Here is an 18,231-nt window from a genome sequence, read left to right on the forward strand (position 1 = left end):
CCGCGAATGCGTGTAAGGAGGGTGTATCTACCCGCCCGAGTCTTTCGATGCCCCAGACCGACAACACCCGTGGCGCCGCGCTCATGGCGGTGTCGATGGGCTTCTTCGCCGTCAACGACGCGCTCCTGAAGATCGCCTTCGAATCGCTGCCCCTCACACAGGCCGTGCTGATCCGAAGCGGTCTCGGAACCATCTTCATCCTCGGGCTCTGCTGGCATACCGGTTTCGATCGCTTCCACCCCACGGCGCGCGACATGATGGCGCTGGCGACGCGGTCCCTCTGCGAGGTGGCGGCGACCGCCACCTTCATGGTCGCGCTGTCGCAAATGCCGCTCGCCGATGCCGTGGCGCTGACGCAGGTCGCGCCGCTCGTGCTCACCATGGCGGCCGCCCTGTTGTTCGGCGAGCCGGTCCGCTGGCGGCGCTGGACGGCCATCGGCGTGGGCTTCCTCGGCGTCCTCATCATGATCCGGCCGGGCGGGGAAGGGTTCGACGCCCTGTCCCTGCTTCCCCTCGTCACCGTCGTCTTCGTGGTGGTGCGCGATCTCGTCACGCGCCTTCTCTCTCCGTCCACGCCGGCAGTGTTCGCGAGCCTCGCGACGCTCGTCACCATCACGGTCAGCTCCGCCATCGTCATGCCGTTCCAAGGCTGGCATCACGCCTCCGCCGTCGACTTCGCCGTCGGCGCGGGGGCGGCGCTCGCCGTCACCCTCGGCTACCTCATCAACGTGACCGCGCTGCGGCTCGGTGAGATCTCGGTGGTCTCCCCCTTTCGCTACACCGTGCTCGTCTATTCGTTCGTGCTGGGCTTCGTCATCTTCGGCGACGTGCCGGACGTGATGACCCTCGTCGGCGCAACCATCGTCGTCGGCGCCGGCCTCTACACGCTGTGGCGCGAGCAAAGGGTGGGGCGCAAGCCCGTCGCCGCCAGCGCCTCGCCGCGCCCCTTCGCCCCGCTGGAGGGCGAAGCCAACGCCGAAAGGGCCGAGACGCGCGTCAAGGTCGAGCCCTGACCAGCCGGCCCTCGTACCCTATGTTGGCCTCATGACGAGCGAGCCTCTCCTCACTCTCACCCCGGAAGGCCTCTACTGTCCGCGCGGTCGGTTCCACATCGACCCGATTCGGCCGGTCCCGCGCGCCGTCATCACCCACGGCCACGCCGATCACGCGCGGCCAGGCCACGGCAGCGTGCTCGCGACGCCCGAAACGCTCGCCATCATGGCGATCCGCTATGGCGAAGGGTTCACCACCACGCGCCAGCCCACCCCCTACGGCGAACCCGTCACCGTCGACGGCCTCGGCGTGAGCCTTCATCCGGCCGGCCACATTCGCGGCTCGGCGCAGGTGCTGATCGACCGCGGCGGCCACCGTGCCGTCGTCTCCGGCGACTACAAGCGCCAGTCCGATCCGACGGCCGCGTCGTTCGAGCTCGTGCCCTGCCACCTCTTCGTGACCGAGGCGACGTTCGCGCTGCCGGTGTTCCGCCATCCGGACGCCGCCGACGAGGTGGCGAAGCTGCTCGATTCGCTCAGCCTCTTTCCCGATCGGCCGCATCTCGTCGGCGCCTACGCGCTCGGCAAGGCGCAGCGGGTCATCGCGCTGCTGCGTGCTGCCGGCCATCACGCGCCGATCTATCTGCACGGCGCGCTGCAGCGCCTCACCGACCACTACGTCGAAGCGGGCGTCGATCTCGGCCGGCTCGAGCCGGTGAAAGAGGTGGAACCGAAGACGCTCGGCGGGTCCATCACCCTCTGTCCGCCGTCGGCGCTCGCCGACCGCTGGTCTCGCCGCTTCGGCGATCCGGTGACCGGCTTCGCCTCCGGCTGGATGCGGGTGCGCGCGCGGGCGCGGCAGCGCGGCGTGGAGCTGCCTCTCGTCATCTCCGACCATGCCGATTGGGAGGATCTGTGCACCACCATCGTGGAGACCGGGGCGGAGGCGGTGTGGGTGACCCACGGCCAGGAGGACGCCCTCGTCCATTGGGCGACGCAGGCCGGCATCGACGCCCGCCCGCTCCGCCTCCTCGGCTACGGCGATGGTGACGACGGCGAGGCCGACCTCATCGAGCCGTCCCCCGACGAGGCCGCCTGAGGTGTCCTATTGCGACGCGTAGACGATCTTCGCAATCCACTCGACGCTGTCGCACGAGAAGGCGACGTCCGGATGATCCGGGTTGACGGCGTGGAAGCTCACCTCGTTGCCGGTGTTGTCCTTCAGGATCTTCACCAGCACGTCGGTGTTGGTCAGCTTGACCACCACGCGGTCGCCGGGCCGGGCCGACGCCGAGGAGGAGACGAACAGAACGTCGCCATGGCGATAGAGCGGCTGCATGGAATCGCCCACCACCGACAGAGCGTAGAGCGGACCGTGCCGCGCATCCGGAAAATGGATGATCCGCGGCGGACGCGGCAGCGCCACGGGTTTCTCGGCCGCCGCCGCCGGCAGCTCGAAGCCCGCGTGCGCCTCCCCGAGGAGGGGCACGGAGACGTGCTCGGCCGGATAGACGGTTTCCGCCCCCTCACCGAAGAGCTCGGTGATCGAGGTGTTGGTGGCCGTCAAAATCTTCGCGATGGATTCGGTGGACGGCCAGCGGGGCCGCCCATCCGGCGCGAAACGCTTCGACTTGTTGAACGTGGTGGGATCGAGACCGGAACGGCGCGCCAACCCCGATGGCGACATGCCGTTGCGATCCGCCAACGAGTCGATCGCGTTCCAAACCTCTTCGTGCGCAAGCATATTCTACTCCAAGCCGAAGGTGTTCGTCCGCGGCAATGTCCTAATCCGCATGCGGTACTGACCTAGATCAAACTTAGCCCGGGTCGCGATCGCAACCGCTCAGCGTGCGAACAAGCTGCAACCGCTATGGAAACATTTAACACAGTATGCATTCAGCATGGAATAATGCCGGAACGCCTCTCTCTCTTTCATCGAAACCATCGCGGAGGACAGAAGCTCAATCCAATGAACGATGTGTCGATCATTAAAATTCTCCGCGCCGACGAGTTGGCCGAACTGGTGGTGTCCGGACGCTTCGAGGGCTCCGCCGACGACCGCCGCGACGGCTTCGTGCACCTGTCGACCGACGCCCAGGTGCCCGGCACCCTGACAAAACATTTCCACCAAATCGCTACGCTGTTTCTAATATATGTTAAAATTGGGGCGCTTGAAGACGCACTCCGCTGGGAGGTCTCGCGCGGCGGAGAGCGCTTCCCTCACCTCTATCGTCCCCTCGTGCTGAGCGACGTGGAAGCGGTCGTGCCGGTCCCGCAGACGCGGGACGGCTGGCAGGTCCCGCGTCTGAAGTTGGAAGTTTAGTGCGACGTCGTGTCGCACCCTGACACCTGTCAGGCGGCCTGACGCTGCCCCGTGAGGAGCTTCCTGTTCACCAGGAGTTCAGCAATCTGCACGGTGTTGAGCGCCGCGCCCTTGCGCAGATTGTCCGACACCACCCACATGGCGAGGCCGTTCTCCACCGTCGGATCCTCACGGATGCGGCTGATGTAGGTGGCGTCCTCGCCGGCGGCCTCGTAGGGGGTCACGTAGCCGCCCGGCTCGCGCTTATCGACCACCAGGCAGCCCGGCGCCTCGCGCAGGATCTCGCGTGCCTCGTCGGCCGACAGCGGCTCCTCGAGCTCCAGCGTCACCGCCTCGGCGTGGGAGATGAACACCGGCACGCGCACGCAGGTGGCGATCAGCTTGATCTTGGGGTCGAGGATCTTCTTGGTCTCGACCATCATCTTCCACTCTTCCTTGGTGGCGCCGTCCTCCATGAAGACGTCGATCTGCGGGATCACGTTGAACGCCATCCGCTTGGGGAACTTCTTCGATTCCACCGTGTCGGAGACGAACACCGCCCGCGTCTGGGCGAAGAGGTCGTCCATCGCCTCCTTCCCGGCGCCCGACACCGACTGGTAGGTCGACACCACCACGCGGCGGATCTTGGCGCGGTCATGGATCGGCTTCAGCGCCACCACGAGCTGCGCGGTCGAGCAGTTGGGGTTCGCGATGATGTTCTTCTTGCGGAAGCCCTCCACCGCGTCGGCATTCACCTCCGGCACGATCAGCGGCACGTCGGGATCGACGCGGAAGGCGGAGGAGTTGTCGATGACCACCGCGCCGGCCTTGCCGATCTTCGGCGCCCATTCGCGCGAGACGTCGCCGCCGGCCGACATCAGCACAATGTCCACGTCGGAGAAGTCGGCAGTCTCGAGGGCGGAGCAGGTCAGGGTTTTGTCGCCGAACGACACCTCGGTGCCCTGGCTGCGGCGCGAGGCAAGCGCCGTCACCTTGTCGGCGGGAAAGCCGCGCTCGGCCATGATGTCGAGGATTTCGCGGCCGACGTTGCCCGTCGCGCCGACGACTGCCACGTGGAAGCCCATCGAACCATCTCACTCTTTGTCGTGATGCGAAGCGGTCAGATAGGCGCGATAGGGGGCGCTTGTCCATGGCAGGCGCGCAATTCGCTCCCGGATCAGAGGAGCGGGACGAGCTCGGCGCGCAGCGCCGCCGCGCTCAGGCCGCCGTCGCGCAGCACCTGCAGCGCCTCCGCCCCGTTCGACTTCGACAGCTTGCGCCCGTCCGCCCCGAGGATGAGCGGATGGTGCCGATAGGCGGGGGCCGGCAGGTCGAGGAGGCTTTGCAGCACCCGGTGAACCGCCGTCGAGGGAAGGAGGTCCTCGCCCCGCACGACATGGGTGATGCCCTGCGCGGCATCGTCGACGACCACCGCGAGATGATAGCTCGTCGGCGTCTCCTTGCGGGCGAGGAGAACGTCGCCCCAGAGCGCGGGATCGACGGGGCGGCGCACCGGATCGGCCCCGTCGGCGTCCACCGTCACGGCCTCGAGCGGGCCGGTGCGGACGAGGGCGTCGGCCATTCTGAGGCGCCACGCCGCCGGCTCGCCGCTCGCCCGCCGGCGTGCCGCCTCCGCCGCGCCGAGGATGGCATCGTCGCCGGGGAACACCGGCGCCCCGTCCGGGTCGCGCGCGATCCCCGGCACGCGCGCCGCCTCCGAAATCTCCCGTCGCGAGGCGAAGGACGGATAGAGGAGCCCCATCGCCCGCAATCGCGCCAGCGCGTCCGCATAGGCGGGGAAGCGGGTGCTCTGGCGCCACATCGGCGGCGTCCAGGCGATGCCGAGCCAGGCGAGATCGTCGAGGATGGCGCTCTCGTACTCCGGCCGGCAGCGACCGGGGTCGATGTCCTCCATCCGCAGCCTCAGCGGCAGGCCGAGCCGATCGGCCATGTGCCGGTTGGCGAGCGCGGAGAGGGCGTGACCCTTGTGCAGGCGCCCGTTCGGGCTCGGCGCGAAGCGCAGCATTCGTCCTCCTCGACCGCCGCAACTCTGAGCCGACCGTCGCCCCAGTGTCACCACAGCCACACCCATTTCAACGGGATAGGGCCCGCGCACCGTCGGGCCGATCACGAATTCAATGGCGCGGCCCGCTGGGAGCCGCTATGGGAGAGCGACATGGCAGAGCGGATCCGAACTCAATCCGACATCGACGATGCCGTGCGGGCGCTGACCGCCCGCGACCCGCGCCTCGCGCGCATCGCCGAGCTGGTGCCGGTGGTGCCGCTGCGGCTGCAGCCGGCGGGGCTCGCCGGCCTCCTGCGGATCGTCGCCGGCCAGCAGCTGTCCACCCAGTCCGCCGCCGCGGTCTATGGCCGGGTCGAGACCTGCCTCGCCCCGCTCACCGCCGAGACGATCCTCGCCGCCAGCGACAGCACGATGCGCACCGCCGGCCTCTCGCGCGGCAAGGTGCGCACGTTCCGCGCCGTCGCCGAAGCGGTGGCGGGCGGGCTCGATCTCCTCGCCCTCGCCGAGGCGGAGACCGCCGAGGCGCGCGCCGCGCTGGAGGACCTCCCCGGCATCGGCCGCTGGACCGCCGATCTCTACCTGATGTTCTGCGCCGGCCATCCGGACATCTTCCCCGTCGGGGATCTCGCGGTGCGCCGCGCCACCCAGGACGCCCTCGACCTCGCCGAGGAGCCGCGCCCCGACGCGCTCGACGCCATCGCCGAGGCGTGGGCGCCCCACCGCTCCACCGCCGCCCGGCTGATGTGGGCCTACTACCGCTATTCCGGCGCGCCCGCGACGCAGACCCCCACCGAGGCGGCAACGGCGGGGTTCCCCTTGTGAGCCTCCTCACCGGCCCTCGCAAATCGCCGCGCTCGGGCCGGCCGCCGACCTCGCTGGTCGTCTTCCTCCACGGCTACGGCGCCGACGGGGCGGATCTCATCTCGCTCGCCGACATCTTCGCCCGCGCCCTGCCGAACACCCAGTTCGTGTCGCCCAACGCGCCGGCGGCGACGCCGATGGGCGGACGCCAGTGGTTCCCCCTCACCATGCGCGACCCCGCCGAGTATGTTCGCGGGGTCGCCGCCGCGGCGCCCTCGCTCGACGCCTTCCTCGACGCCGAGCTCGCCCGCTACGCGCTCGACGAGACGGCGCTTGCCCTCGTCGGCTTCAGCCAGGGCACCATGATGGCCCTTCACGTGGGCTACCGCCGGCCGCGGCCGCTCGCCGCGATCGTCGGCTTCTCCGGCCTCTGCGCCGATCCGGAGCCCGCCGACCTGCCGCCGGTGCCGACCCTCCTCATCCACGGCACGGCCGACAACATCCTTCCCGCCGGCCACACGCTGCAGGCCGCCACGGCGCTCGGCGGCGCCGGTGTCCCGGTGGAGTTTCATTTCCGCCCCGGCCTCGCCCACGGCATCGACGAGGACGGCCTCGCCATGGCCGGCGACCATCTCGCCCGCTCCTTGCCGAGGTAAGCATCATGGTGACGCCGAGACGGACAAGCTTCACATCTCCGTCACGTTGGCGCACGATAACGACGACAGGACTTCTCGCGATTCGGCGAAGAGGGAGAGTAGGTTGACCATCGCGGTTCATCCCGATGCGCATCCCACGCTGGTACTCAATGCAGACTACCGGCCGCTCAGTTATTACCCCTTGTCTCTCTGGGCTTGGCAGGATGCCATCAAGGCGGTGTTTCTCGACAGAGTGAACATCGTATCGGAATACTCGGCGGAGGTGCGCAGCCCCTCCTTCCGAATGCGGCTCCCCTCGGTGGTCTCGCTGAAGACCTACATCCGACCGGCCCGCTTCCCCGCCTTCACACGCTTCAACGTGTTCCTCCGCGACCGCTTCGAGTGCCAATATTGCGGATCGCCCGACGACCTCACCTTCGACCACCTCGTTCCGCGCTCGAAGGGCGGCCTCACCACCTGGGACAACGTCGTCACGGCCTGTTCCCCCTGCAATCTGCGCAAGGCCAACAAGAGCTGCAAGGCGGCCGACATGTTCCCCCGCCAGCACCCCTACCGCCCCACCGTGCAGGACCTGCACAACAACGGCCGCCTCTTCCCGCCCAACTACCTCCACGAAAGCTGGCTCGACTTCCTCTACTGGGACACCGAGCTGGAGCCCTAGACGCCGCCCCCCCGCCCACGCGGCACCCGCGCGCAAGCCGACACCGTCTCCGAAGCCGCACGGCCGCGAGCCCCCTTGCCCGCCACGGTGTCGCACGCCCCTTGCGTCGCACCGCACCGACACGACCTCTGCAATTGTTCCAAGTCATGAAAGCAAGGGTCAATGCTGGGATGCTAAGAGGCTCCGATCCGGCACGGAGGAGCGGTGTTGTCGTGAGCCCATCCGAAGCCATCCCCAGCCGACACTTCACCCTGATGAAGACGGGCGGACGCATCGCGGCCTCCGCCGTCGCCATCGTGCTGACGCTGATGCTGCTCGCGGTGGCCGCGGCCTGGGGCGGCAGTCCCGGAGCCCCGGGCACCCAGCCGTTTCGGGTCGCCGACGCGTCCTTCGTCCGTCAGGAGGTGCAGACGCCGACGCGGATCATCAGTCCACCCGCCCGCGTCAGGGGTTGCGCCGGCACCTGCGTCGGCGAGGCGACCACCGTCACCACCTATCGCACGCGCGAGGTCTACTGGTCGCGCGCGACGCCGACGACCGCCCTCCGGCGCACCGCGCCCGCCGCGGCGACGCTGCGCTGCTCGACCCCCTCCTGCGCCTCGCGCTGACGCGGCGTTCGCGACGCCGAAGGCTGCGGCGCACCGCGCAAGCAGGCTTTCCCCTTTCGCCCAAGATGCCCTAGGTGGATGCTGAACCCATCCGGAGGCATCCTATGCATTACCTGCACACCATGGTCCGCATCACCGATGTGGACGAGTCGCTTGATTTCTATTGCAACAAGCTCGGCCTGCGCGAGGTGCGCCGGATGGAGAACGAGAAGGGGCGCTACACCCTGATCTTCCTCGCCGCGCCCGACGACATGGCGCGCGCGCAGAGCGACGAGAAGAGCCCGATGGTCGAGCTCACCTACAATTGGGACCCGGAAAGCTACCCCAGCGGCCGCAACTTCGGCCACCTCGCCTTCCGCGTCGACGATATCTACGCCACCTGCCAGCGGCTGATGGACGCCGGCGTGACCATCAACCGCCCGCCGCGGGACGGCTACATGGCCTTCGTGAAGTCGCCGGACAACATCTCCATCGAGCTGTTGCAGAAGGGCGAGGCGAAGGCCCCGGCCGAGCCGTGGTCGTCGATGGAGAATACCGGCAGCTGGTGAGCCCGCGGCTCGACACCGGCGCACGCCGTCGATGCGGCCTCGCGCCGCCGGAGATCGCGGCGGTCAGAAGTCCGTCGCGATCCCCTTGACCTCCCAGTCGCCGTAGCGGACCGGCTCGGGGCCGTTGCGCCCGCCCTGTTCGGCGGGGCGCTCGGCGGCCTCCTGCGCCGCCGCGGCGCGGCGGGCTGCGGCCTCTTCCAGCGCCCGGCGCGCGGCCGGCGTCAGGGGCGGACGGTCGTCGGATTTGGTTTCATCGCTCATACCCGCGATATGTTCCATTCCGCGCCGCCGATCAATCGCCGTGTCCGTGGCCGATCCGCCACCCCTCACGCGCGTGTGAGCCCCCGCCCATTGCGACGCGCCGTGCCGACCTCATCTGTCGCCTCAACTGCGCCGTGCTGCCCCCCGGCCAAGGCGCGACAAGGGAGCGACATCATGATCCTCAACCGCCGCCAGATCCTCTTGAGCACGGCCGCCGCCGGCGCCGCATCCACGCTGTCCGTGCGCCTCGCCGCGGCGCAGGGTGCCGCCGCCACCGCGGGCACCGCCCAGGCCCCCGCCTTCCATCGCATGAAGGTGGGCGAGGCGACGGTGACGGCCCTTGCCGACGGCTATCTCCAGCTCAACGCCGGCGTCTTCCCCACCGTCGGTGAGACCGACTTCGCGGGCGCCATGGAAGCCGCCTTCCAGCCGACATCGGCCTATCCCGCGGCGGTCAACGCCTACGCCATCGAGATCGGCGATCGCGTCATCCTCGTCGACGCGGGCGGCTCGCGCGGGATGGCGCCGACGCTCGGCAACCTGAGGGCCAACCTCGAGGCGGCGGGCATCGCGCCGGCCTCGGTCGACACCATCCTGATGACGCACCTCCACCCGGACCACATCGGCGGCCTGACGGACGCGACCGGCGCCGCCGCCTTCCCGGACGCCGAGCTCGTCGTCGCCGCGCCGGAGCTCGAATTCTGGACCGATCCCGGGACCCGCGCCGCCCTGCCGGACGGAGCGAAGGGGATGGTCGACGGGGTCAACGCCGTCGCCGCGGCCTACGAGGGAAGCACCCGCACCTTCACCGACGATCTCGGCGTCGCGGGCGTCGACGCCGTGGCGCTGCCCGGCCACACGCCGGGGCACACCGGCTACCGCCTCGAAAGCGGCGACACCGGTCTCCTCATCTGGGGCGACATCGTCCACGTCCCGCCGCTCCAGCTCGCCGACCCGGCGATCTTCATCGGCTTCGACTCCACGCCGGAGCAGGCCGTCTCCACCCGCCAGAAGATCCTCGACGAGGCGGCGAGCGATCGCCTGCTCGTCGCCGGCATGCACCTCCCCTTCCCGGGTTTCGGCCACATCGCCCGCGACGGTGACGGCTACGCCTTCGTCCGCGCCGACTGGCAGTATCTCTAGGTCATCCGACGCTCGACCGAGCGCATAGAGGATGCTCTATCCGGCTGCGCGGGACGCACCCCTCATCGGTCAGGCCTGACCGATGAGCACCCCGGCGGCGAGCACCAGCGCGCCGCCGACCACCACCTGCAAGGTGGCCCGCCAGAACGGCGTCTGCATGAAGTGCTTCTGGACCCAGGCGATGGCCCAGAGCTCCATCGCCACAAACGTGAAGGCGATGATCGTCGCCGTCCAAAAGTGCGGGATGAGGTAGGGAAGGGCGTGGCCGAGGCCGCCGATCGTGGTCATCACCCCGGTGGTGATGCCGCGCAGCAGCGGCGACCCACGCCCCGAGATCACCCCGTCGTCCGACGCGGCCTCGGTGAAACCCATCGAGATGCCCGCGCCGATGGACGCCGCGAGACCCACCAGGAAGGTCTGCCATGTGTCGCCCGTCGCGAACGCCGCCGCGAAGATCGGCGCCAACGTCGACACCGATCCGTCCATCAAGCCCGCGAGGCCAGGCTGCACGTAGGTGAGGATGAACTGGCGATGCGCCGCCGCGTCCTCGGCCGAGCGCACGTCGCGCGGCACGTCGGTCTCCTCGATGCTGTTCCAACGGTCCTCGTGCTCGGCCTCGGCGGCTGCGAGATCGCCGAGCAGCAGGCGCACGTCGCCGTCGGGACACACCTTGGCGGCGTTGACGTAGAAGTCGCGGGCGTCGGCCTCCATCCGCGCCGCCTCCTCGCGAATGCGGGTGACGCCCATCTTCTCGATGAGCCACACCGGGCGGCGGGTGTAGTAGCCGGCGATGTGCTCGCGCCGGATGAGGGGGATCACCGGACCGAAGCGCTTCTGATGCATCTCGATCAGGCGCCGGCGGTGACCGTCCTCCTCGCCGGCCATCTCATCGAGCGCACTGGCGCTCGCCGGATAGTCCGGACGCAGGCTCTCCGCGTACCACCGGTAGATCTGCGCGTCGTCCTCCTCCGACGTGATGGCGAGCGCGAGCACCTCCTGCTCCGACAGATCCTTGAACCGTCGGCGCCCGAACAATCCCGCCATCATCGATGAGAGCCCTTCTTACGAATTAGAATAAATCCAATCTAATGGATTTCCGTCGCTGTTTCAATGCATCATGCCTTGGTGATGGAGTTGCCGCCATCCACCATCATCGCCGCCCCAGTAACGAAGCTCGCGTCGTCCGACAACAGGAAGAGCGCGGCGCGCGCGATCTCCATCGGATCGGCCATCCGCTTCAGGGCGTGGAGACCGGCCACGTAGGCGTGGACGTCGGGATCGTCGCCGGCCATCGCGGTGCGCGTGCCGCCCGGCAGAAGCGCGTTGGCGCGGATCCCCTCCGCCCCGTGCTCCGCCGCCAGCACCCGGACGAGACCGACGAGCCCGGCCTTCGCCGCCGCATAGGCGCCCATGCCGGCAAGCCCCGTCGTGTGCCCCACGAAGGACGAGGTGAAGACGAGCGCCCCGGCGCCCCGGGCCCTGAGCGCCGGGATCTGGTGGCGCGCTGCGGCGAAGGCGGCGGTGAGGTTCACCGCCAGCGTCTCCTCAACCTCGGCCATCGACAGTGCCTCCACCGGCGCGAGGGTGCCGACGACGCCGGCGTTGTTGAAGGCTCCGTCGAGCCCGCCGAAGCCCTCCGTCGCGATCGCCACGAGGGCCGCGGCATAGGCCTCGTCGCGCACGTCGCCGGCGAGGGCGGCGGCGCGCCCGCCGTCCGCGGCGATCGCCTCGACCAGCGCAGTGAGGCGATCGCCGCGCCGCGCTCCGAGCACCACGTTGGCACCCTCGGCGGCAAAGAGCCGCGCGGCAGCGGCGCCGATGCCGCTGCTCGCGCCGGTCACGATGATGGTCCTGTCCTGAAGGCGCTTGTTCTCGTGCGGATGCATGGGTGCTCCTTGCGTTGAAAGAGCCTCCCGATAGGTTCGCGCCCCAGCCGCCGCGTCCCGCTTCTCGCCGGCAAACTCTGCGATGCTTGCAAGGATGCGCCACGGCGTGGCACATAGCCGGCCATTCCCGCCCCCTTAAGAGCACGCCATGACTGCGCCAAAGAAAGTCGTTCTCGCCTATTCAGGCGGTCTCGACACCTCCATCATCCTCAAGTGGCTCCAGACCACCTACGACGCCGAGGTGGTGACCTTCACCGCCGACCTCGGCCAGGGCGAGGAGCTGGAGCCGGCGCGCAAGAAGGCCGAGATGATGGGCTGCCGCGAGATCTACGTGGAGGACCTGCGCGAGACCTTCGTGAAGGACTACGTCTTCCCGATGATGCGCGCCAACGCGCTTTATGAAGGCGTCTACCTTCTGGGCACTTCCATCGCCCGTCCGCTCATCGCCAAGCGCCAGATCGAGATCGCCCACGAGACCGGCGCCGACGCCGTCGCCCACGGCGCCACCGGCAAGGGCAACGACCAGGTCCGCTTCGAGCTCGGCTATGCCGCCCTCGACCCCACGATCCGCGTCATCGCGCCGTGGCGGGACTGGGAGTTCAAGTCGCGCACCGACCTGATCGAGTTCGCCAAGCTGAACCAGATCCCGGTGACGAAGGACAAGGAGGGCGAGGCGCCCTTCTCCGTCGACGCCAACCTCCTGCACTCCTCCTCCGAGGGCAAGGTGCTCGAAAACCCGGCCGAGGCGCCCCCCTCGATCGTGTTCCAGCGCACCGTGTCGCCGGAAGAGGCGCCCGACAAGCCGACCATCATCGAGATCGGCTTCAAGGCCGGTGACGCCGTCTCCATCGACGGCCAGGCGATGAGCCCGGCGACCCTTCTCGCCGCCCTCAACGACCTCGGCCGCGACAACGGCATCGGCCGCCTCGACCTCGTCGAGAACCGCTTCGTCGGCATGAAGAGCCGCGGCATCTACGAGACCCCCGGCGGCACGATCCTGCACGTGGCGCACCGCGCGATGGAATCGATCACCCTCGACCGCGGCGCGATGCACCTGAAGGACGAGCTGATGCCCCGCTATGCGGAGCTCATCTACAACGGCTTCTGGTTCTCCCCGGAGCGCGAGATGCTGCAGGCGGCCATCGACTGCTCCCAGAAGGAGGTCGAGGGCACGGTGCGGCTGAAGCTCTACAAGGGCAACGTCATCGTGATGGGGCGCGAGAGCAAGAAGTCGCTCTATTCGGAAGCGATCGTGACGTTCGAGGACGACGCCGGCGCGTACGACCAGAAGGACGCGGTGGGCTTCATCCACCTCAACGCCCTGCGCCTGAAGCTCCTCGCCCAGCGCAACAAGCGCGGCTGAACGACCACGGGGCGTCCGCCGGACGCCCCGCCCCGCCCCGCCGGCCCCCGGTCCGCGTCAGTCGCTGATGATCTTGACGAGCTCGCCCGAGGCCAGCTGACGATCGGGCCCGAGGTCGTTGAGCGCCTCGAACAGCGGCACCTTCAGCTCCTCGTCCACCCCCACCATGCGCGCGGCGAGCGTCTGCACCGTCTCGTTGGGGCGCACCGCGACGATGCGGATCCGCAACGGCCGCATCTCGGCCCGCTGCTCGGGCGTCAGCAGGCGGAAGGACGCCATCGTGCGCCGGAACGCCGCCTCGTAGGCCGACGCCGGCTTCGACGAGGCGAAGATGAAGCGATAGACCCGCTCCGGGCCCCGGATCACCCCGATGCGGAACGACCAGCCCTCCACCAGCGCCGAGGCCATCGCGGCCTCCAGCCCGCCGACCATGTCGGTGCGGATGGAATCGGCGACAAGCCCCTTCACCCACCCCGACCGCAGATAGTCGGCGAGCGAGGTGTTGTCGGGCACGGCCACCGCGTCGAAGCGGATCGCGGTGTGCTCGCCGTCCGTCGCGAGCACGGCGGCGGAGGTGTTCTTCAACACGTAGCCGTCCGGCACCTCGAAGGCGATGCCGAGCTCGATGTGGGCGAACTCGCGCCCGCGCACGTAGCCCTCGCGCGGGTCGTCGCCATAGAGCGTGCCGTTGAGGCTGCGCAGGTAGCTGTTGCTCGCGCTGTTGCCGATGCCGGGTGCACCGAACTGCCGGGCCACCCGCCGCGCCTTCTCCACCCGGGCGGGCGTCGAGGGGTGAGAGGAGAGGAAGCCCGCCTTCGTCTGCGTGGCCGCATTGATCGACGGCAGGGCGGCGAAGCGCGCCATCGACGTGAGGAAGCGCGCCGCGGCAAACGGGTCGAAGCCGGCCCTGGCGAGCGTCTTGACGCCGATCTCGTCGGCTTCGAACTCCTGCTGCTGACTGAACGTCGCCAAGCTCGTCTCGGCGGTTTCGCGCGTGTCCTCGCGCACGCCGGGGTCGACAACCACGTTGCTCACCCGCTTGGCGAGCGCCGCGGCCTGCGCCTGGCGCTGCCGCTGACGCGCGTGGTCGGCGGTCACGTGGGCGATCTCGTGGGCGATCACGGCGGCGAGCTCGCTCTCGTCGTTGGCGAGCACGATGAGCCCGCGCGTCACATAGAGGTCGCCGGAGGGCAGAGCGAAGGCGTTCACCGCCGGGGAGTTGAGGATGGTGACGCGGAAGCTGCGGTTGGGCTGATCCGATGCCTCCACCAGCCGGCCGACGATCTGGGCGACCTCGGTCTCCACCTTCGGGTTGGAGTAGACGCCGCCATAAGCGCCGATCAACTTGACGTGCTCGGCGCTGCGCTGGGTGTTCGGCGGCGTCACGGGCGGCATCGGGGGCAGCCCCTTCGCCGGCGCGTTGGACGTGATCAGCGGCTGCTCGCTGATCGATCCAGCGCACCCGGCGAGCCCGAGCGCAGCGACGAGAACGGACGCTAGCGCAGCGGCGCGAAAGCCTCCGCTCGCTCGATTTGCGCGGGATGCTCGATCCGGATCAAGCCGCCGTTCCACGCTTCCAACACACCCCTGATGCGTACCCTGGCGCCCTTCAGCGCCGTCAGACCGTCACCCCATCCGCGAGCATCATTACGCCGGACCAGGGCAGTGAAATCAGTACGATAGTCGCCGCCGAAGTTCAGATAGATCGTCCGTTTCGTTTCGCCGACGCTCTCCACCGTGCCGTCGACGATGACGTAGCGCCCCGCCTGATCTACGAGATTCGGCGTGCCCGCCGGCACCACCGTCCCCGCTTGTGCCCAAAGGCCGCGGCTCTCGGCCTCCGCCCGCCGTTCGGCCGCAAAGAGCACCGAAAGGCACTGTTCCGACATAGCAACCGGGTCGACGAACGCAAGGCCACGCGCGACGAGTGATGCGCTTAAGGACGCGGTTGTGTCTTTCAGAACGATGTCGCCGACTGTTCGGCCGTACCGATCGAGCTCCGGCAGCGGCCTCAGCAGCGCCTCGCGCCCGTCCAACCCAACCGGCGGCTCGGCGCCCTCGACCACCCGCACATCGGCAAGCCGCACCGCCCTGCCGTCATCGAGGGTGACGACGGGGAGGCGCGCCGTCGCGATCCTCACCGGCTCCGACGGGCCGTAGCACGGCACCGCGGCGGCCGGCCCCGGCGTGACGAACCCCGCCGGGAGCGCCGCCGCAGCGGCGAAAAGCGCCTGTCGCGGCCCCCGCCTCAGCGGGTCGGCACCGGGGTCTCGCCCCGATAGTCATAGAAGCCGCGACCCGCCTTGCGGCCCAGCCAGCCGGCTTCGACGTACTTCACCAGCAGCGGGCACGGGCGGTACTTCGAATCGGCGAGCCCGTCGTGCAGCACCTGCATGATGGACAGGCAGGTGTCGAGGCCGATGAAGTCGGCGAGCTGCAGCGGCCCCATCTTGTGGTTGGCGCCGAGGCGCATCGCCGTGTCGATGGCGATCACCGAGCCGACGCCCTCGTACAGCGTGTAGATCGCCTCGTTGATCATCGGCAGCAGGATGCGGTTGACGATGAAGGCCGGGAAGTCCTCGGCCACCGCCGACACCTTGCCGAGCCGCTCCACGAAGCGCTGGGCGAGCGCGAAGGTCTCGTCGGCGGTCGCGATACCGCGCACGAGCTCGACGAACTCCATCACCGGCACCGGGTTCATGAAGTGGATGCCGACGAAGCGCTCCGGCCGGTCGGTCGCCGCCGCGAGACGCGTGATCGAGATCGACGAGGTGTTGGTGGCGAGCACCGCCTCGGGCTTCAGGAGCGGGCACACCTGCGCGTAGATCTTGCGCTTGACCTGCTCGTTCTCGGTCGCCGCCTCCACGACGAGGTCCATCTCGGACAGCTCGTCGAGATTTTCGGCGGGCGTGATGCGCTCCACCGCCGCCTTGCGCGCCTCGTCGTCGATCCGACCGGCGGCCACCTGGCGGGCCATGTTGCCGGTAATGGTGGCGAGGCCGGACTGGATCCGCTCCTTCGCCACGTCGTTCAGGTAGACGGTGTAGCCGGCAAGCGCCGCGACGTGCGCGATCCCGTTGCCCATCTGACCGGCACCAATTACGCCAACGCTTTGGATATCATTCATGGGGATCGCCATCCTCGACGAGTAGGTATCGTCGATGAAGCCCGCCTTGCCCGGCACGTCAAGCCGGGGCGACCGTTTCACGCTCCGATCGCCTCGGCTCATGGTCAGGATGTGTGTTTTTTGATCTCACCCTGAAGCTCAGGGACGATCGTGAAGAGGTCGCCGACGAGCCCGTAGTCGGCCACCTGGAAGATCGGTGCCTCCTCGTCCTTGTTGATCGCCACGATCACCTTGGAATCCTTCATACCCGCGAGGTGCTGGATGGCGCCGGAGATGCCGCAGGCGATGTAGAGCTCGGGCGCCACCACCTTGCCGGTCTGGCCGACCTGCCAGTCGTTGGGGGCGTAGCCGGCGTCGACGGCGGCGCGGGAGGCGCCGATCGCCGCACCCAGGGCGTCGGCGAGCGGCTCGATCACCTCGTGGAACTTCTCCGCCGAGCCGAGCGCCCGGCCGCCGGACACGATCACCCGCGCCGCACCGAGCTCGGGACGGTCGCTCGCCGCCACCTCTTCGCCGACGAAGGACGAGAGGCCCGGGTCGGCCGCCGCGTCGACCGGCTTGATCTCGGCCGAGCCGCCCTCGCCCGCCGCCGGGAAGGAGGCGGTGCGCACGGTGAGCACCTTCTTGGGATCGGTGGAGCGCACCGTCTGGATGGCGTTGCCGGCGTAGATCGGTCGGCGGAAGGTATCGGGGCCCTCCACGGCCATCACGTCGGAGACCTGCATCACGTCGAGGAGCGCGGCCACGCGGGGCATCACGTTCTTACCCGTGGTGGTCGACGCGGCGACGAGGGCGTCGTAGTCGCCCGCGAGCGACACGATGAGATCGGCGAGCGGCTCGGCGAGGCCGTGGGCGTAGATGTCGCCGGTGGCGGTCAGCACGGCCGCCACACCGTCGAGCTTTGCGGCGGCCTCGGCCACCGCGGCCACGTCGCCGCCGGCCACCAGCACGTGCACCGGCGCGCCGAGCGCCACCGCCGCCGTCAGCGCCTTCGCCGTGGCGTCCCCGAGAGCGCCGTCCGCGTGATCGGCGATAAGAAGCGTCGTCATGTATCCCTCCGCGGCCGTCAGATGACGCCGGCTTCGTTCTTCAGCTTGTCGACCAGCTCGGCGACCGAGCCCACCTTGACGCCCGCCTGACGCTTGCCCGGCTCGGCGGTGGTGATGACCTCCAGGCGCCGCTTCGGCTCCACGCCGTAGTCGCCGGGCGTCTTCTGATCGAGCGGCTTCTTCTTGGCTTTCATGATGTTCGGAAGCGAGGCGTAGCGCGGCTCGTTGAGGCGCAGGTCGGTGGTCACGATGGCCGGCATCTTGAGCTTCACCGTCTGCAGCCCGCCGTCGACCTCGCGCGTCACGTCGACGCTGTCGCCGTCCACCGCCACCTTGGACGCGAAGGTCCCCTGCGCCCAGCCGAGGAGCGCGGCCAGCATCTGGCCGGTCTGGTTGCAGTCGTCGTCGATCGCCTGCTTACCGAGGATCACGAGGCCCGGGGCCTCCTCGCCGATCACCCCCTTGAGGATCTTGGCGACGTCGAGCGGCTCGAGCATCTCGTCGACCTCGACGAGGATCGCCCGGTCGGCGCCCATGGCGAGCGCCGTACGCAGCGTCTCCTGCGCCTGCTTGGGGCCGATCGACACCGCGATCACCTCGGCGGCGGTGCCCGCTTCGCGCAGGCGCAGCGCCTCTTCCACCGCGATCTCGTCGAACGGGTTCATGCTCATCTTGACGTTGGCAAGATCGACACCCGTTCCGTCCGGTTTGACGCGGATCTTGACGTTGTAGTCGACCACCCGCTTCACCGGCACCAGGATTTTCATCGTCGTCGTAACCTTCGATCGTCAACACATTCGCTGTGCGG

21 protein-coding genes are annotated in these 18,231 nt (G+C 69.0%); 10 read left to right on the top strand and 11 right to left on the bottom strand.

Going from position 1 to position 18,231, the window contains the following annotated elements; genetic code table 11:
* Positions 1–47 precede the first annotated feature (47 nt).
* Together JCR33_RS18650 and JCR33_RS18655 are read left to right on the top strand one after the other, a co-directional pair.
* Complete coding sequence (locus JCR33_RS18650; RefSeq protein WP_198883638.1) at positions 48–1,013, top strand: DMT family transporter; 966 nt, start codon at positions 48–50, stop codon at positions 1,011–1,013.
* A gap of 31 nt (positions 1,014–1,044) precedes the next feature.
* Positions 1,045–2,091: a ligase-associated DNA damage response exonuclease gene (locus tag JCR33_RS18655; RefSeq protein ID WP_198883639.1), complete on the top strand. Its 1,047-nt coding sequence runs from the start codon at positions 1,045–1,047 to the stop codon at positions 2,089–2,091.
* 6 nt (positions 2,092–2,097) lie between these two features.
* Here the strand turns inward: JCR33_RS18655 and JCR33_RS18660 are convergent, their stop codons facing one another.
* Positions 2,098–2,736 (bottom strand): S24 family peptidase, encoded by a 639-nt coding sequence (locus tag JCR33_RS18660; RefSeq protein WP_198883640.1) that lies wholly within the window; start codon positions 2,734–2,736, stop codon positions 2,098–2,100.
* Positions 2,737–2,961: 225 nt separating this feature from the next.
* Between JCR33_RS18660 and JCR33_RS18665 the strand changes: the two genes are divergently transcribed.
* Positions 2,962–3,315, top strand: a complete 354-nt coding sequence (locus tag JCR33_RS18665; RefSeq protein ID WP_198883641.1) for a DUF952 domain-containing protein — start codon at positions 2,962–2,964, stop codon at positions 3,313–3,315.
* A gap of 29 nt (positions 3,316–3,344) precedes the next feature.
* Here the strand turns inward: JCR33_RS18665 and JCR33_RS18670 are convergent, their stop codons facing one another.
* Together JCR33_RS18670 and gluQRS are read right to left on the bottom strand one after the other, a co-directional pair.
* On the bottom strand, positions 3,345–4,379 hold the full coding sequence (locus JCR33_RS18670; protein WP_198883642.1) for an aspartate-semialdehyde dehydrogenase: 1,035 nt from the start codon (positions 4,377–4,379) through the stop codon (positions 3,345–3,347).
* A 92-nt stretch (positions 4,380–4,471) separates the two neighbouring features.
* Positions 4,472–5,320 carry a tRNA glutamyl-Q(34) synthetase GluQRS gene (gene gluQRS / locus JCR33_RS18675; RefSeq protein WP_198883643.1) on the bottom strand — a complete coding sequence of 283 codons (849 nt, stop codon included), beginning with the start codon at positions 5,318–5,320 and terminating at the stop codon, positions 4,472–4,474.
* 150 nt (positions 5,321–5,470) lie between these two features.
* On the opposite strand from gluQRS, the gene JCR33_RS18680 reads away from it, so the two are divergent.
* The 5 genes from JCR33_RS18680 to gloA all read left to right on the top strand — a co-directional run bounded on the left by JCR33_RS18680 (position 5,471) and on the right by gloA (position 8,594).
* Complete coding sequence (locus JCR33_RS18680; protein ID WP_198883644.1) at positions 5,471–6,142, top strand: DNA-3-methyladenine glycosylase family protein; 672 nt, start codon at positions 5,471–5,473, stop codon at positions 6,140–6,142.
* On the top strand, positions 6,139–6,777 hold the full coding sequence (locus tag JCR33_RS18685; protein WP_198883645.1) for an alpha/beta hydrolase: 639 nt from the start codon (positions 6,139–6,141) through the stop codon (positions 6,775–6,777). Before JCR33_RS18680 ends, JCR33_RS18685 begins: the two co-directional genes overlap by 4 nt.
* A 103-nt stretch (positions 6,778–6,880) precedes the next feature.
* On the top strand, positions 6,881–7,438 hold the full coding sequence (locus JCR33_RS18690; RefSeq protein WP_198883646.1) for an HNH endonuclease: 558 nt from the start codon (positions 6,881–6,883) through the stop codon (positions 7,436–7,438).
* Positions 7,439–7,650: 212 nt separating this feature from the next.
* Positions 7,651–8,046, top strand: a complete 396-nt coding sequence (locus JCR33_RS18695; protein ID WP_198883647.1) for a hypothetical protein — start codon at positions 7,651–7,653, stop codon at positions 8,044–8,046.
* 104 nt (positions 8,047–8,150) lie between these two features.
* Positions 8,151–8,594: a lactoylglutathione lyase gene (gene gloA / locus JCR33_RS18700; protein ID WP_198883648.1), complete on the top strand. Its 444-nt coding sequence runs from the start codon at positions 8,151–8,153 to the stop codon at positions 8,592–8,594.
* A gap of 63 nt (positions 8,595–8,657) precedes the next feature.
* Here the strand turns inward: gloA and JCR33_RS18705 are convergent, their stop codons facing one another.
* Positions 8,658–8,855, bottom strand: a complete 198-nt coding sequence (locus tag JCR33_RS18705; RefSeq protein WP_198883731.1) for a DUF1674 domain-containing protein — start codon at positions 8,853–8,855, stop codon at positions 8,658–8,660.
* 174 nt (positions 8,856–9,029) lie between these two features.
* Here JCR33_RS18705 and JCR33_RS18710 point away from each other — a divergent pair, with 174 nt between their 5' ends.
* On the top strand, positions 9,030–9,998 hold the full coding sequence (locus tag JCR33_RS18710) for an MBL fold metallo-hydrolase (RefSeq protein ID WP_198883649.1): 969 nt from the start codon (positions 9,030–9,032) through the stop codon (positions 9,996–9,998).
* Between the two features lie 69 nt (positions 9,999–10,067).
* Here JCR33_RS18710 and mbfA read toward each other — a convergent pair whose 3' ends face one another.
* Together mbfA and JCR33_RS18720 are read right to left on the bottom strand one after the other, a co-directional pair.
* On the bottom strand, positions 10,068–11,045 hold the full coding sequence (gene mbfA, locus JCR33_RS18715; RefSeq protein ID WP_198883650.1) for an iron exporter MbfA: 978 nt from the start codon (positions 11,043–11,045) through the stop codon (positions 10,068–10,070).
* Between the two features lie 68 nt (positions 11,046–11,113).
* Positions 11,114–11,884: an SDR family oxidoreductase gene (locus JCR33_RS18720; RefSeq protein WP_198883651.1), complete on the bottom strand. Its 771-nt coding sequence runs from the start codon at positions 11,882–11,884 to the stop codon at positions 11,114–11,116.
* A gap of 148 nt (positions 11,885–12,032) precedes the next feature.
* Here JCR33_RS18720 and JCR33_RS18725 point away from each other — a divergent pair, with 148 nt between their 5' ends.
* Positions 12,033–13,247, top strand: a complete 1,215-nt coding sequence (locus JCR33_RS18725) for an argininosuccinate synthase (protein WP_198883652.1) — start codon at positions 12,033–12,035, stop codon at positions 13,245–13,247.
* A 57-nt stretch (positions 13,248–13,304) separates the two neighbouring features.
* On the opposite strand, the gene JCR33_RS18730 is transcribed toward JCR33_RS18725, so the two are convergent.
* The 5 genes from JCR33_RS18730 to JCR33_RS18750 all read right to left on the bottom strand — a co-directional run bounded on the left by JCR33_RS18730 (position 13,305) and on the right by JCR33_RS18750 (position 18,190).
* A complete protein-coding gene (locus JCR33_RS18730; protein ID WP_232372680.1) occupies positions 13,305–14,642 on the bottom strand; it encodes a M48 family metalloprotease in 1,338 nt (445 codons plus the stop codon).
* Between the two features lie 101 nt (positions 14,643–14,743).
* A complete protein-coding gene (locus tag JCR33_RS18735) occupies positions 14,744–15,388 on the bottom strand; it encodes a thermonuclease family protein (RefSeq protein WP_198883654.1) in 645 nt (214 codons plus the stop codon).
* 107 nt (positions 15,389–15,495) lie between these two features.
* On the bottom strand, positions 15,496–16,374 hold the full coding sequence (locus JCR33_RS18740) for a 3-hydroxybutyryl-CoA dehydrogenase (RefSeq protein WP_211110411.1): 879 nt from the start codon (positions 16,372–16,374) through the stop codon (positions 15,496–15,498).
* Between the two features lie 104 nt (positions 16,375–16,478).
* Positions 16,479–17,423: an electron transfer flavoprotein subunit alpha/FixB family protein gene (locus JCR33_RS18745; RefSeq protein ID WP_198883655.1), complete on the bottom strand. Its 945-nt coding sequence runs from the start codon at positions 17,421–17,423 to the stop codon at positions 16,479–16,481.
* Between the two features lie 17 nt (positions 17,424–17,440).
* Entirely contained in the window at positions 17,441–18,190 is a 750-nt protein-coding gene (locus JCR33_RS18750) for an electron transfer flavoprotein subunit beta/FixA family protein (protein ID WP_198883656.1), read from the bottom strand.
* Positions 18,191–18,231: the final 41 nt, after the last annotated feature.

It is taken from the genome of Acuticoccus mangrovi (genome assembly GCF_016411865.1).
Classification (GTDB): Bacteria; Pseudomonadota; Alphaproteobacteria; order Rhizobiales; family Amorphaceae; genus Acuticoccus; species Acuticoccus mangrovi.

Excerpts from the sequence above, each read along its gene's own strand:
- JCR33_RS18680 (WP_198883644.1), top strand. The coding sequence starts at position 5,471 with ATGGCAGAGCGGATCCGAACTCAATCCGACATCGACGATGCCGTGCGG.
- JCR33_RS18655 (WP_198883639.1), top strand. The coding sequence starts at position 1,045 with ATGACGAGCGAGCCTCTCCTCACTCTCACCCCGGAAGGCCTCTACTGT.
- JCR33_RS18730 (WP_232372680.1), bottom strand. The coding sequence starts at position 14,642 with ATGCCGCCCGTGACGCCGCCGAACACCCAGCGCAGCGCCGAGCACGTC.
- JCR33_RS18660 (WP_198883640.1), bottom strand. The coding sequence starts at position 2,736 with ATGCTTGCGCACGAAGAGGTTTGGAACGCGATCGACTCGTTGGCGGAT.
- JCR33_RS18705 (WP_198883731.1), bottom strand. The coding sequence starts at position 8,855 with ATGAGCGATGAAACCAAATCCGACGACCGTCCGCCCCTGACGCCGGCC.
- JCR33_RS18665 (WP_198883641.1), top strand. The coding sequence starts at position 2,962 with ATGAACGATGTGTCGATCATTAAAATTCTCCGCGCCGACGAGTTGGCC.
- JCR33_RS18650 (WP_198883638.1), top strand. The coding sequence starts at position 48 with ATGCCCCAGACCGACAACACCCGTGGCGCCGCGCTCATGGCGGTGTCG.
- JCR33_RS18740 (WP_211110411.1), bottom strand. The coding sequence starts at position 16,374 with ATGAATGATATCCAAAGCGTTGGCGTAATTGGTGCCGGTCAGATGGGC.
- JCR33_RS18720 (WP_198883651.1), bottom strand. The coding sequence starts at position 11,884 with ATGCATCCGCACGAGAACAAGCGCCTTCAGGACAGGACCATCATCGTG.
- JCR33_RS18750 (WP_198883656.1), bottom strand. The coding sequence starts at position 18,190 with ATGAAAATCCTGGTGCCGGTGAAGCGGGTGGTCGACTACAACGTCAAG.
- mbfA (WP_198883650.1), bottom strand. The coding sequence starts at position 11,045 with ATGATGGCGGGATTGTTCGGGCGCCGACGGTTCAAGGATCTGTCGGAG.
- JCR33_RS18670 (WP_198883642.1), bottom strand. The coding sequence starts at position 4,379 with ATGGGCTTCCACGTGGCAGTCGTCGGCGCGACGGGCAACGTCGGCCGC.
- gloA (WP_198883648.1), top strand. The coding sequence starts at position 8,151 with ATGCATTACCTGCACACCATGGTCCGCATCACCGATGTGGACGAGTCG.
- JCR33_RS18725 (WP_198883652.1), top strand. The coding sequence starts at position 12,033 with ATGACTGCGCCAAAGAAAGTCGTTCTCGCCTATTCAGGCGGTCTCGAC.
- gluQRS (WP_198883643.1), bottom strand. The coding sequence starts at position 5,320 with ATGCTGCGCTTCGCGCCGAGCCCGAACGGGCGCCTGCACAAGGGTCAC.
- JCR33_RS18710 (WP_198883649.1), top strand. The coding sequence starts at position 9,030 with ATGATCCTCAACCGCCGCCAGATCCTCTTGAGCACGGCCGCCGCCGGC.
- JCR33_RS18745 (WP_198883655.1), bottom strand. The coding sequence starts at position 17,423 with ATGACGACGCTTCTTATCGCCGATCACGCGGACGGCGCTCTCGGGGAC.